The organism is Thioalkalivibrio sp. ALE16, from assembly GCF_000381305.1.
Classification (GTDB): Bacteria; Pseudomonadota; Gammaproteobacteria; order Ectothiorhodospirales; family Ectothiorhodospiraceae; genus Thioalkalivibrio.
This window is the reverse complement of record NZ_KB906358.1, coordinates 181,678-194,587: the sequence shown is the minus strand read 5'-3', so window position 1 is coordinate 194,587 and position 12,910 is coordinate 181,678. Positions and strand designations below refer to the sequence as shown.

7 protein-coding genes, 1 tRNA gene and 1 pseudogene are annotated in these 12,910 nt (G+C 61.9%); 7 read left to right on the top strand and 2 right to left on the bottom strand.

Going from position 1 to position 12,910, the window contains the following annotated elements; all coding sequences use genetic code 11:
- The first annotated feature begins 449 nt into the window (after window positions 1-449).
- From F627_RS17315 to F627_RS16905, 3 genes are read left to right on the top strand one after another with little or no spacing between them, the layout of a single operon-like run.
- A complete protein-coding gene (locus F627_RS17315) occupies window positions 450-1,658 on the top strand; it encodes an N-6 DNA methylase (RefSeq protein WP_081630725.1) in 1,209 nt (402 codons plus the stop codon).
- A complete protein-coding gene (locus F627_RS16910) occupies window positions 1,655-3,340 on the top strand; it encodes a zinc ribbon domain-containing protein (RefSeq protein WP_155987102.1) in 1,686 nt (561 codons plus the stop codon). Before F627_RS17315 ends, F627_RS16910 begins: the two co-directional genes overlap by 4 nt.
- Before the next feature lie 3 nt (window positions 3,341-3,343).
- Window positions 3,344-4,186 (top strand): hypothetical protein, encoded by an 843-nt coding sequence (locus tag F627_RS16905; protein WP_155987101.1) that lies wholly within the window; start codon window positions 3,344-3,346, stop codon window positions 4,184-4,186.
- 42 nt (window positions 4,187-4,228) lie between these two features.
- Here the strand turns inward: F627_RS16905 and F627_RS15585 are convergent.
- Together F627_RS15585 and F627_RS0106275 are read right to left on the bottom strand one after the other, a co-directional pair.
- Window positions 4,229-7,734, bottom strand: a pseudogene (locus tag F627_RS15585) (class I SAM-dependent DNA methyltransferase).
- Window positions 7,735-8,061: 327 nt separating this feature from the next.
- Entirely contained in the window at window positions 8,062-8,964 is a 903-nt protein-coding gene (locus F627_RS0106275; RefSeq protein WP_019558003.1) for a complex I NDUFA9 subunit family protein, read from the bottom strand.
- 173 nt (window positions 8,965-9,137) lie between these two features.
- On the opposite strand from F627_RS0106275, the gene F627_RS0106270 reads away from it, so the two are divergent.
- From F627_RS0106270 to F627_RS0106255, 4 genes are all read left to right on the top strand, one after another.
- Window positions 9,138-9,214: transfer RNA gene (locus F627_RS0106270), tRNA-Val, on the top strand.
- A 153-nt stretch (window positions 9,215-9,367) separates the two neighbouring features.
- The gene (locus tag F627_RS0106265) at window positions 9,368-10,930 is read left to right on the top strand and encodes a phospholipase D family protein (protein ID WP_019558004.1); all 1,563 of its coding nucleotides are present in this window, start codon (window positions 9,368-9,370) and stop codon (window positions 10,928-10,930) included.
- Window positions 10,931-10,998: 68 nt separating this feature from the next.
- Entirely contained in the window at window positions 10,999-11,547 is a 549-nt protein-coding gene (locus F627_RS0106260; RefSeq protein WP_019583584.1) for an RDD family protein, read from the top strand.
- Window positions 11,548-11,620: 73 nt separating this feature from the next.
- Window positions 11,621-12,793, top strand: coding sequence for an NAD(P)/FAD-dependent oxidoreductase (locus F627_RS0106255; protein ID WP_019583583.1), 1,173 nt, complete (start codon window positions 11,621-11,623; stop codon window positions 12,791-12,793).
- Window positions 12,794-12,910: the final 117 nt, after the last annotated feature.

The window sequence follows — 12,910 nt, the reverse complement described above, 5'->3', positions numbered from 1 at the left end:
CAATGAGGTCGCCCTTCGACTGAATCAGCGACCCCGTAAAACCTTGGGCTATGCCACCCCGGCGGATAAACTCATGGCTGCTGTTGCATCGACCGGTTGATCGCACCGTCCTCTTTCTCGGGTTTCTACAGTAGGTTACCGTGGTCCGACCCCGTTATGGTGTCCCAGAAACCGCCCCTGCGCGTAGAAAAGTCTCGTGCCTACAGAGGGTTACCGTGGTCCGACCCCGTTATGTATCACCATCCGGGGCAGGAGCGGACACCAGAGATCCCCGCTCTACGCTTCGTTCCGGCCGGGATGACGGCAGAAGATGGGTGTCCTCTTTCTCCTCTTGGCAGAGAAAATAAATCTGTCCCCGTTTTTTCGCGTTTCTCACGTGACTTCCGGCGGCACTGGCGTCCTGATACCATCTACAACCACAATCGACCGACATCCCACTGGTCAACACTATGAACCACTATCCTGGCCGTTATTATACCACTGAGCCATCCAGTTCCCTATTAGTCGATGGCATCGATACCGCCTGCCCGTCCACCCTAATCGACCTTGGGTTCGGATCAGGCTCGCTAACAAAAGCCGCTATCAATCGATGGCCAGAAATAAGGGCCACATGCGTCGACTTAGCCCCAGAGAGGGACATAATCTTCCCCGGTGTTCCTCTATCTAAATACAGATACACCCAAGTTGACGTCCTGACGCCACGGTTTGAGAACCTGTCCGCGCAGAATGATCTAGCGCACGACGTAATTATCAGCAACCCACCTTTCCATCGGCGGACTGTGACCGCCTACATTCGGGATGTCCTCGATAGTGCAGGCCTCTCGAGCGTATTGGAAAGAAGTTCAACCACCTTTGCTTCACATTGTGGATTTCTAGCTCAATCGTTACGAAATCTAAACGAAAACAACGAAGTCGCCATAATTCTTCCCGAAAGCTTCGTTAGCGGCGAATCATACTCTCGAGCCCGCGCTGCGCTCTTGGATCAATATCATCTTCGGAAGGTCACCGAACTCCCGCCGAATTCGTTCTGCGATACTGAGGCGAAGTGTTACGCCCTTTATATTAAAGCTAAGCGTGACCAAGATGGAGTTCACTTACAACGAGCCGGTTCGTTCGAATGTATCCGAATAAGTCCGCGCCAAGGAGCTCACAGGCTAGATTACAAATATTATGAGGGGCTTCCGAATGCACCGATTACTCGTGCCCATCGTGAAGTTTGTACACTAGAGTCAGCGGGATTCGAGGTTCAGCGAGGTCGGCTGTCGGCCAAAGATGCACCAAACCACACCCACGTTTGTCACACCAGTACCATCCGATCGGCGCAGACCGACACGCACAAGCGTCTGTTCCTCTCCCGGGCCACCGGGTCCCGCCCTAAAGGCACGATGCACATTATGGCGGAACCAGGTGACATTGTAGTCTCTCGCGTAGGCAGCCGCGTCGTTGGCGAAATGGCGCTCGTCACGAGCGGTCAAGCGATACTCACGGATTGTGTGTTCCGAGTCCGCCCTTCGACGGCGTCGGCACTGACCTTGGCCGGGTCCATTGTGAGCGGGGATATAGCTTCGTACCTAAGGCGGATCGCTCGAGGTACATGTGCACGCTACCTCACCAAAGATGACATACGCCATGCCCCTATTGTAAGGCCTTTATCATGACTGAAGAGGACGATGCGACTAAGTACGCTGAGCGAGCTGACTTCCTCGAGGGCGACGAATTATATGGATGGACAGTAGATCACGAATACTTCAGGTCAATCCAGCGAAAGATCATACAGTCTGGTGCGAAGCTTTTGGTTGGGCCCCGAGGGTCAGGAAAAACGCATCACTTTCGGTATGCACATCTCTCCTGTAAAGACAACAAAAGCGGTCCATTAACCGTGTATGTGTCGTTCACACGGTACTACAATTTGGAGCCATACCTCCGAGATTCACGAGAGGCTCTACAGATTTTTCATTCTTGGGTTCTCGCCAAAATTCTGATTGCCGTCCATGAGGATTTTCCTGATAGCTATTTAACCGCATCCGAGGACCAGCCGGCACTAAATCCCGGTTCACTTCGCGAATTCATTGCGGAGGCAGAGCGTGGGGCAGACCCCTCGGTCATGAACAAAGCTCATCGTTCGCTTTCGATCAGCCAGGTCACTGCGCTATTAGAAACGATCATGGTGAATCAGCGGCGCAGGCGAGTGGTGTTGATGCTTGATGATGCCGCACTTGTTCTAACCCCTGAGTACATGGTTGAATTTTTTGATATCTTTCGCAGCCTAAAGACGTTAAAGATTTCGCCCAAAGCATCGGTCTATCCGGGGACCACCGAGTATGGACCGAGATTCCACGCAGACCATGATGCAGAGAAGGTGCAGGCGTGGTTAAACGTTAATGATGAGAAATACGGCGTCTTCATGGAAAGGATCGCCCGCGACCGCCTCGGCCTTACCGGGGATCTTCTTGGCGCAGATGTATCTAAATTGCTGGCGTATGCGGCGTTTGGAATTCCCAGAGCGTTCATTACAATGTGCCGGCAATTCATCGATGAACAGTCACAGTCCGTTCAACAGCAATTCAATAAGGTTATCAATGGGCATGTGGGCTTTAGAAAGAGCGAATACTTTTCGTTGGCAGACAAGACGCCTCAGTACCGCGACATCATCAGGGTCGGGTGGGACGTGTTCGAGGGAATGGTAGAAGAGGCAAAACGGCATACAGAAGAATCTATACCCGAACGTAAGGCTACAATAATTGGGCTAGTTAAAAACGATGATCAGAAACGGGAACGTATGATCCGGTTTTTGGTGGAGGCGGGTCTGTTATACGAACTTCCTCCTGTTTCGCATGGGCCAGATCGGGATTACGGGCGATTTATGCCGCACTATGGCTTTTTGATAGACCGCCGAGCTTTCGTTAAGGGCCGCGGTTGGAGTCCAGCGAAAATAATCAGTGGGATTGAGGCACCTGAAAAAAAGCATCCAATAAGGCGAAAAATGGAGAGCATCTTAGATGCCGATGCGCTCCGCAGGATTGAACTAAATCTCCCAGCTTGTAAAGACTGTGGGACAGAGAGAATCTCGGACCATCAAAGCTATTGCCATAATTGTGGTGCGCGGCTGATAGATCCTAGCATATTTGAGGAATGCATGAAGATCCCGGTAGATGAACTGCCTATTACTGAAAAGCAGAAGGAAAGGATAAAGTCCCAGACAGATATTCGGACGCTGGGGGATATTGTTTCGAGCGCGGACCCGGCAAGTGAGCTTCGAAAGGCGCGACATATCGGTGAAAAAAGGGCAAACAAGATCTATCGTCTAGCGAAGTCAGTCGAAGAAGAGTTTTTCTCATAATTTATGAATCTTGTTCATGAGCAAACTTCGCCGCAACTGGCGATAGAGTGCTGTTTTTCGGAAGAAGAGCCGCGTGCCGCGCTGTCGCCAGTGGACGAGTTTATTCGTTCGATTATAAGCATAAACAAATTATGTGAAGATCCGCTTTCAATGCCTAATGAACTTGGGCACTTGATGGTATTGGGGTATGTGTCAGCCGTAGAGAGTTATATCCGTTCCTTGCTTGTGCGCATAATTGGCGTGGATGAAGCGTCAAACGTTGCATCTGCCAGAGAGCCCATTCCGTTCTCGTCTGCACTAAACCATGATAGGGAGATCATGACAGAGGCGCTATTCGAAGATTTGACGTTTCTGAATGTGAAAAGCATTTCCGAATCTTTGGTGCGTTACTTGGGGTTTAAGCGGGGGCCAGCTGAGCGGATGGTAAAGAATATTGCAACTCAGTACATAAGGGTTTGCCAGGTGCGGCATTGCATTGTACATCGCTTTGGGAAGCTGGGCTCTAAAAATGCGTGGGCGCTTGGTTTTGAGGATCACAAGGAAAATGTTGAAAAGACTATTATTCTGAAATACGACAAAATTCAAGAGATGGCGACTATTTGCGATAACTTTGTACGCTCGCTCAATAATTATTGCTATGGCGTGGTGTTATCGCGCACCCATCACGACGGCTGGGTTAGGTGGTCAGGCGATCTGAGGAAGGATCGCTCCCGTTTTTCTCAGTATCACGAAATTTTCGCTTCGTGTCGACATCGACCGGCCTCACCGGGAGTCCGTGATGCCTATAATGAATTTCGAGATAAAGTGCTGTCACTACATCCGGAACCGGGTAGCTTCCAGTCGTAGTGCAGGATTGGACGGATGTATAAATAGAGTTGGGGTCTGTGTTCATATGAGTCGCCAGTGGTCGTTTTCGGTCGTGGCCTGGCCCAGGATCTGGAGGGCGGCGAGGACCTGGGTGATCGACTTTGTGGGTTTTCGCTTGAAGCGGCTGGCCAGGGCGTCCGGGGTTTGGGGGCCGATGGCGAGGAGGCGGCGGACGGCTTCGACCTGGTCGGGCATGGATTTTGGCCAGGTGGGCTTTTTGGCCGGTTCGGTCGGGGTGTCGGCGGCGGCCTCGGGTTCGGCTTCCAGTGTGGCGGTGGTCTGGGTGGCTTCGGGGGCCTGGTAGTCGGGGCGCAGCCAGCGGATGTGGCCCTGGGCTTCTTCGGCGGCACGTTCGGCGTTGAGGGCGACGAGGCGGCTGAGGAGTTCTTCTTCGGCTTCGGCCTGGTCGGCGGGTTTGTCCGGCAGCGGGGTGGTGGCGCCGGGACGGCCGACGAGGCGGTCGGCGAGGTCGTTCCAGCCGTATGCGTCGAAGACCGCGCGGTCGAGGTCGTCGTGCAGTTCGCGAAGCAGGGAGACAAGGCCCTGTTCGTGGATGGCGCGTTCCTTGGCACTCAGCTGTTCTTCGGCGCGCAGTTTTTCCAGCACGTTGTACATGCCGGTGAGGGTGAGGTCCGGGTGTTCGGCCTGCCGTGCCTTGCGGTGGGCGTCGATGCGTTCGGCGAGGTCGCCGATGGTGGCGGCCTGCTGGTCGTCGAGTTCCGGGAAGGGGAAGGTCTCGAAGCAGCGGGTCTTGTTGTAGCGCGGACGGTCTTCCAGTGTGCCGCCCATCGCCAGGGCCCAGGAAACATGAATTCGGCTGGAGAGGACACCCAAGCTTGAAGGGCGGTCGATGGCGATGTTCACCAGCATGTTGTCGGGCAGGATGTCCGCATCGAGGAACTGGAAGACGCGATGCTTGGTGGTCTCGACCGTGGCGATGTAGCGGGCGAGCCCCTTGAGCATGAGCCGTAATTCTTGGCGTGGTTTTCCGAAAAGCCACCAGAATTTGGCATATCCGGCGCCGTCCTTGGTGTGTCCCTTGGCGTCTCGTTCAGGTTTTACTCGCGCAAGCACCCACTGATAGATCGCGGGGAAGTGGTCCTTTACTTCGTCGGAGGAGAGCCCGAAGAGGTCGATGACCAAGACGCCGCGTGGTCGCTGTGTGAGGTCCCGCCCGTTGCGGTACTCGCGGATGACGCGGTCGGTTTCGGGCGTTCTGCCCAAACCGAGTTCCGCTGCCTCGTCCGGTGGCACGATGAAGCCGGCGCCGTGCAGCTTCACGCCAGGGCTGCTGATGCTTTGATTGGCTTGCAGGCTGATGGCGCCTGCGATGTTGGCTCCAATGGTCAGGTCAGCGAAGAGCTTGCCCGCCCTGTGACTGAGGTCCACGGAGCGGGCATCGTCGTCCGTATCGCGTTCGTTGAAGACGTGGCGCAGAGTACCGGGCTGGTCTCCGGGCACGCCGACCGTCATGGCAATGCGCACGGCGGCGCCGTCGGCGCTGTCCACCCAGGGGTGGTCGGGGATGGCGAAGGCGAGTGAGAGAGGCTTCTTGCTGTCGTTCAGGTGCGGTTCGAGTACGCGGCGGTTGAAGGTCTGGCGCAGGCTGTTGGTGGTGATGAAGCCGAAGCGTCGGGCCTCCTCCTTGCGGACCTTCTCGGCGGCGATGTGCCACCAGTACATGACGAAGTCGGCGGAGTCCGGGACGATGCCCTTGAAGACCTTGCGCACGGCGTCCACGTAGCCGTCGCCCAGTGCACGGCGCATGGTGGCGGCGCCGATAAAAGGCGGGTTGCCGACGATGTAGTCGGCTTCGGGCCATTCGGCGCGGCGCGGGTTGCTGTAGTGGTAGACGGGGGTGCGGGCGGTTTCGTCGGGGATGAGTTCGCCGGTGACGGGGCTATTCTTGTAGCTGATGCCGTCCCAGATGGTCACGGGCTGGCCGTGGTCGTCGGTCATGGGTTCGCGGCTGTCGTATTCGATCAGCGCGTCGCGGCATTCGATGTTGTGGAAGTCGCGCAGGATGGGTTCGGGCAGGCTGAGGCGGCCGTGCAGGCGGTAGTGCCATTGCAGGTAGCCGATCCACAGCACGATTTCGGCGATGGCGGCGGCGCGCGGGTTGATCTCCAGCCCGAGGAACTGGTGCGGGTCGACGGTGAGGCCTTCGGTGTCGAAGGTGGCCTGGCCGGCGCTCAGGTCGCGGATCAGGTTGAGCACTTCGCCCTCGAGGCGCTTGAGGTGTTCCAGCGCGACGTAGAGGAAGTTGCCGGAGCCGCAGGCGGGGTCGAGCACGCGCACTTCGCGCAGGCGCTGGTGGAAGCGGTGCAGTTCGTCCAGGGCCTTGTCGGGCTTGTTCTGCTGCAGCCAGGCCTCGGCGGCGACCTGCACGGTGTTCCATTCGGCGCGCAGGGGCTCGATGAGCGTGGGCATGACCAGGCGTTCCACGTAGGCGCGCGGGGTGTAGTGGGCGCCGAGCTTGTGGCGTTCGCGCGGGTCCAGCGCGCGTTCTAGCAGGGTGCCGAAGTGGCGGGTTCGACGAAGCGCCAGTCGGCCTTGCCGGCCTGGATGAGCAGGCCGATCTGGTCGGCGTTGAGCGGGATGGGGTCGATGTTCTGGAACAGGCCGCCGTTGAAGCGCTGCAGCTTGTGCATCAGCTGGCCTTCATAGCCGCCGGTGTTCATCGTCTCCCACAGCGAGCGCATGGCGTCGGGGAAGTGTTCGGGGTTCTGCTGCAGGCGCTCGAGCAGGGCGGTGAAGCTGCCCTTGGGCAGGAGTTCGACGTCCTCGCTGAACATGGTGAACAGGCAGCGCTTGAGGAAGTGGGCGACGCGCTCGACATCAAAGCCGTGCTGTTCCAGGGATTTGGCGAGCTCGGCCAGGCGCGCGCTGACCTCGCGGGTGACGCGGGCGGCGTGCTTGCTGGCGTCGAGCTGGTCGGGCGCGAGCCACAGGTGGTGCAGGCGCTGCTGGATCTCGGGGTCGCGCAGGTCTTCCAGGCGGATGCGGTGGCGGCTCGGGTCCGGGTAGGGGACGTAGGTGCCGCCGGAGCGGGAGAACTCGGCGTAGAGCTCGAGGCTGCGGCCGACATCGGTGACCACGATGAACGGCGGGCGGCCTTCGTCTTGCGGCAGGGCGCGCACGTACTGGTCGGCCTGGTTCTGCGCGGCGAGCATGGCCTTGTCCCAGCCCTGGGTGTGCAGGCCCTTGCCGGTCTGCTTGGCCTCCAGCACGAAGCAGCCGCGGCGGTAGAGGTCGATGTAGCCGCGGTTCTCGCTGCCGTCCGGGTTGCGGATGGTGACGCGGCGTTCGAACACGTAGGCGTTGTCGGCGGTGTCGTCGCTTGCCGGGTCGGGGTGGGGCAGGTCCAGTAGTTTGCACAGCTCGGTGAGGAAGAGCTGGTAGTTGGCGCGCTCGGAGCCGCCGGTGTCGCGCCAGCGGTCGAGAAAGGCCTCGACCTGTTCGGGCGCGGCTATAGGGGCGGGGCCGGATTCTTCGGCGTGGGCCGGGCGGGCCGCGAGTCCATCCATGTGACGCATGTCCATTTACGTGTTGGGCCTGACCTTACCGATTCTGTTGGCGGTTGTCCTGTGGGGTTCGGCCCTTGGGGTGAGGTGTGTAGTGCCGTGGTGGGTTCGGGCGTGGGAGATCCCGGCTCTTCGCTTCGCTGCGACCGGGATGACGAAGGGGTGCTGCGGCCGGGATGACGGTGTGGGGTGGGGCACAAATTGTGGGAGCGTGCTGTGGGAGCGTGCTTGCACGCGAAGCCTTTGACTGTGTCCGGCTTTGGCCGGGGCTTCGCCTGCAAGCAGGCTCCAACAGGAGGCGGGAAGGCGGGGTGGATGTGGTGGCTGGGATTAGCGGGTTGGGATGCAGCCGGGCAGGGATTGTTCGAGCGAGTAGGGGGTGATGCCGAGGTCGGCGAAGGTGCCGAGGGTGGGGTTGGCGATGTTGTCCTGTTGCATCAGGTAGAGCTGGTCGCGGGTCAGGGGTGGATTGGGGAGCAGTGAGCCGAGGGCGGCCAGGGCGTGCCAGACGGTAAATGGTATGGGCAGCATGGGGCGTTTGCGGCCCAGGTGCGTGAGGACCAGGGCCACGATCTGGCGGTAGGTGAGGATGTCCGGGCCGCCGAGTTCGTAGATGGGGTGTGTGGGCGGCTCGTCTGCGCACAGGCTTGCGAGAGCGCGGGCGATGTCGCTGACGTGTACCGGTTGCAGGCGGGTGGTGCCGCGGCCGAACAGGGGGATGACCGGCAGGGGCGTGAGGCCGGCCAGGTTGCGCAGGAAGGCGTCGCCCGGGCCGAAGAGGACGCTGGGGCGCGCGATGATGGCGTTGGGGAATTCGTGCAGGACGGCGGCTTCGCCTTCGGCTCGGGCACGGATGTACGACGATGGCGAGCGGCTGTCGGCGCCGATGCCGGAGATCTGCACGACGCGCTCCAGGCCCGCCCTGTGGGCGGCGCGGGCGAGGCGCGCGGCGCCTTCGACGTGGATGGTGGTGAAGCGCAGGTTGCGTTGCTCCACGTACAGGCTGACGGCGTTGATAACGCCCCTGGCATCTTCCACGGCGCGGGCGACATCGGCATCGTCCCGGATGTCGGCGCGGCAGTGCTCCACTCGGGGATGATTTTGCAGAGAATCGGGTAGTACCGGGCGGCGTGAGGCGATGCGCACGGTGTGCCCGGCGTCGAGCAGTTCGTGCACCGTGGCGCGGCCGAGAAAGCCGGTGCCGCCGAATACCGTGATGCGCTTCGGGTGCATGGTGAGCCCCCTTGGTTCAAGTTCGCCGGGCGGTATGACTGAGCGATGGCTTGTCGCGCAGACTGGTCGGGTCAGCGGCGTCGCGTTGCCCCTGGGAAAGCCGGACGGGGATGCGTTGCGATGGGCTTTGACAGGGGGCGGGGAGTCGGTACAATACGCGGCTCGAAGACGACAGGCGCGTAGCTCAGCTGGTTAGAGCACTACCTTGACATGGTAGGGGTCGTTGGTTCGAGTCCAATCGCGCCTACCAGTTTGTAGAAAAAAGCGAGTCAGGGTCCGCCCGGCTCGCTTTTTTTGTGTCCGGGGTTCGGGCGGGCGCGTCGACAGGGCCGAGTAGAGGCGGCAGGCTGAGCGCTCGCGTGGGGTTTGAAAGGGGGGCTTCGCGTCCGGCGATGGCTTGGTGATGCGTTATCCGGTTTGGTTTTCCTGGCTTGTGGCGGTGCTGTTGCTGGCGCTGGTGGCCGGCTGTGCCCCGCTGCAGCCGGCGCCGGAGCGTGCCTGGCAGGGGCTGGAGCCGCCGGCGAGCGAGGGGCCGCTGGCGACCTGGCTGCAGGGGCATCCGCCGGCCCGGGACGAGGGCAAGACGGGCTTCCGGTTGCTGGACGAGGGGGCGGAAGCGTTTCGCTGGCGGGTGATGAGCGTGCGCATGGCACGCGAGCGCATCCAGGTTCAGTCCTACATCTGGCGCGACGATGCGGCGGGCCGGGTGCTGATGGGCGAGCTGCTGGGGGCGGCGGATCGCGGGGTGCGGGTGTCGCTGCTGCTGGATGACATCGATGCGCGCGGGCGCGATGCCACCCTGGCCGCGATCGATCAGCACCCGAATATCGAGGTGCGGGTCTTCAACCCGTTTCGCAGCCGCGAGGGCTTGTTGCGCGCGAGTGCGGAGTTCTTCTTCCGCGGCAGCGACCTGAACCACCGGATGCACAACAAGGCCTGGATCGTGGATGGGCATCTGGCGATCACGGGCGGGCGCAATGTGGGGGACGAGTATTTCGAGGCCAGCCCGGACTACAACTTCGCGGACCTGGACCTGGTGGTGGTGGGGCCGCTGGTCCGGGAGATCGATCTTTCGTTTGTGGAGTTCTGGAACAGTCCGGGGGCGATCGGGGTCGCGCGTCTGGCGCGGGAGAATGCCTCGCCGGAACGGCTGGCGATGCAGCAGGGGGCCTTGCGCGCCTGGCTGGCACAGAACCACACCCACCCCCTGATGCAGATGGAGCCCCTGAACGGATTGCCGGTGCCGCAGCCGGTGGCGGATGCGGCAGCCTATGTGTGGACTACGCAGGCCGAGTTCGTGGTGGATGACGAGGCCAAGGCGCGCGGGCGCGGCGAGGGTTCGCGGGTTGCGGATGCGCTGGGCGAGCGGCTGCTGGGCGTTGAAGAGGAACTGCTGATCGTGTCGCCGTATTTTGTGCCGGGGCGCGACGGGGCGGCCCAGTTGGCGCGCATGAGCGAGGCGGGGGTCCGGATTCAGGTGCTGACGAATTCGCTGGCCGCCAATGATGTGGCCTTTACCCATGCGGGCTATGCGAGCCGGCGCCACGCCTTGCTGGATGCCGGCGTGGAGCTGTTCGAGCTGCGCCCCACCGGGCCGCCACGCTGGGCGCGCCTGGAGCGTGACCGCGGGATCGATGCCTCGCAGGCCAGCCTGCACACCAAGCTGCTGGTGTTCGACGGCCGCGAGGCCTTTGTGGGCTCGTTCAATCTGGATCCGCGCTCGGCGCATACCAACAGCGAGTCGGGCGTGTTCCTGCGCGAGCCGGTTCTGGTGGAGCGGCTCGCGGCGCTGCATCAACAAGGGATTCGGCCGCAGGTGGCCTACCGGGTGGGGCGGGATGCGACCGGCGGCCTGGTGTGGCGGGACGGCTCCGGCAATGCCCACCGTTACGAGCCCAAGGCGGGGCTGTGGCGGCGGTTCGTCTCCGGCGTGACCCGGATTCTTCCGGTCGAGCCTTTATTGTAGGGGCCGGCCGCCGGAGGGTAGAGGCCGGCCAGCGGCCCAGACACTCAAGGAAAGGAGAGTGAGCGATCATGGAATGTGGAGAGTGTGGCAAGCAGAACCCGCCGGACGCGCGGTTCTGCATCCAGTGCGGAGCGCCGATGGCGGCCGGAGGCGGCGGGCACGACGGCCCGCCCGAGGACCGCGCGGCCTATGGCGGGTTCTGGGTCCGCGTCGGGGCCTATCTGGTGGATGGTGTGATCATCGGGGTGCCGCAGATCGTCGCGCAGGCCGTGATCAGCCCGGAGACGATGGCGGTTCGCGGACCGGATGAGCCGGTGCCGCCGGCGGAGGTGGCCTGGTTTCTGGTGAATATGCTGGTGGCCTGGCTGTACTGGGCGGGCATGCACAGCTCCCGGTATCAGGCAACGCTGGGCAAGATGGTGTTCGGGCTGCGGGTGGTGGATTTCAACGGCGAGCGGATCTCGTTCCTGCGCGCGACCGGGCGGCATTTCGCGACCATTCTGTCCGGGATGATCCTGATGATCGGCTACATCATGGTGGCCTTCACCCGGCGCCGGCAGGCGCTGCACGACCTGATTGCGCAGACCCTGGTGGTGCGCAAGGAGTGGGTGCGCTGAGCGTGGGCGGGCGGCTGCGCCACATCCCGCTGTCCTCGGGGAACGCGTGGTGACGGAACTGGGGGCGGCAACAGTGGACTTCGACGTGGTCGTGATCGGCGGCGGCGCGGCCGGGCTGATGTGTGCGCTGACGGCAGGCGCGCGCGGGCGGCGGGTGCTGGTGCTGGACCACGCCAACCGGGTGGGCAAGAAGATCCTGATGTCCGGTGGCGGGCGCTGCAACTTCACCAACATGTACTGCGAGCCGGAGAATTTCATCTCCGCGAATCCGCATTTCGTGAAGTCCGCGCTCAGCCGCTACACCCAGTGGGACTTTATCGCCCTGGTGGAGAAGCACGGTATCCCGTACCACGAGAAGAAGCTTGGGCAGCTGTTCTGTGACCGGTCGTCGAAGGACATCGTGCGGATGCTGCTGGACGAGTGCGCGGCGGCCGGCGTGACCGTGCGCACGGATACACCGGTGACGGATGTGGCCACAGGGGCGCCGCATCGGCTGCAGGCCGGCGGGGATGCCATTGCCTGCGAGTCGCTGGTGATCGCCACGGGCGGTTATTCGATCCCGCGCATGGGGGCCACGGGCTTCGGGCTGGACCTGGCGCGTTCGCTGGGCCTGGCGGTCCAGCCCACCCGGCCGGCCCTGGTGCCGTTCACCCTGAGCGGGCGGCCCCTGGAGGAGCTGGAGGGGCTGTCGGGTGTGTCGCTGGACACGGTGACCACCGCCGGGGGCATGGGGTTTCGGGAAAACCTGCTGTTCACGCATCGCGGGCTCAGCGGGCCGGCGGTGCTCCAGGCCTCGTCGTACTGGGTGGAGGGGGAGCCGGTGGCGATCGATCTGTTCCCGGGCATGGACCTGGCCGCCCATCTGCGCGAGCTGCGGGAGCAGCGCCCGAAACTGGAGCTGAAGAGCGTGCTGGGGGAGCAGTTGACCCGCCGGGTTGCGCAGCGCTGGTGCGAGCTGTGGGTGGAGAACCGGCCGCTGGAGCGCCTGAGCAATGCCGATATCGAGCAGGTAACGGGGGTTTGTCAGCCCTGGACGGTCTGGCCGTCCGGGACCGAGGGCTACCGCACCGCGGAGGTGACGCTGGGCGGGGTGGATACCGCCGCCCTGTCCTCGAAGACGATGGAGTGCCGCTCGATCCCGGGGCTCTATTTTATTGGCGAGGTCGTGGACGTGACCGGGCATCTGGGCGGGCACAACTTCCAGTGGGCCTGGGCCTCCGGGTACGCGGCGGGCATGTACGTCTGAGCGGTTTTTGTGCGTCGCGAACACGGCCTTTCGTGCTGTTCGGGAAACTGTGCTGGGGTTTCGCCTGTCGGGTTGGAAGGACCCGTGTTGGAAGAACCCGGGGTAGGTGACTACTCT